Here is a 415-nt window from a genome sequence, read left to right on the forward strand (position 1 = left end):
TTCGTATTGCTCGGGCAACTCCCGCATGCTGGTCGCGGTCTCGACGGCATTTGCCGGGATGATGCTCGCGTATTCGGGTCAGGAGTCGGGCGGCCTGAACTTCGTTGGCGACTCGTCGACAGGTAAAACGACGGCGCTTCGAGCCGCTTGCAGTGTCTACGGCGGACCCGAGTACATGCAGCGGTGGCGCGCAACCTCGAACGGGCTTGAGGGTTTGGCCGCGCTTCACAACGACACGCTGCTCGTGCTTGATGAACTCGCGCAGGTCGATCCTCGGGAGGCAGGCGAGATCGCCTACATGCTGGCCAACGGCAGTGGCAAGGCACGAGCGGGGCGAACCGGCTCGGCGCGGGCGCGGCAATCGTGGCGGCTGCTGTTTCTGTCGGCAGGCGAGATCGGCCTCTCACAGCACATG

The 415-nt window shown here is 64.8% G+C and carries 1 protein-coding gene; it reads left to right on the plus strand.

The window, feature by feature from the left end; genetic code table 11:
• Nucleotides 1–415: DUF927 domain-containing protein (locus QCE79_RS34465; protein WP_309852260.1), on the plus strand; the 415-nt coding region annotated here is incomplete at both ends.

The organism is Caballeronia sp. LZ003 (assembly GCF_031451465.1).
Taxonomy (GTDB): domain Bacteria; phylum Pseudomonadota; class Gammaproteobacteria; order Burkholderiales; family Burkholderiaceae; genus Caballeronia.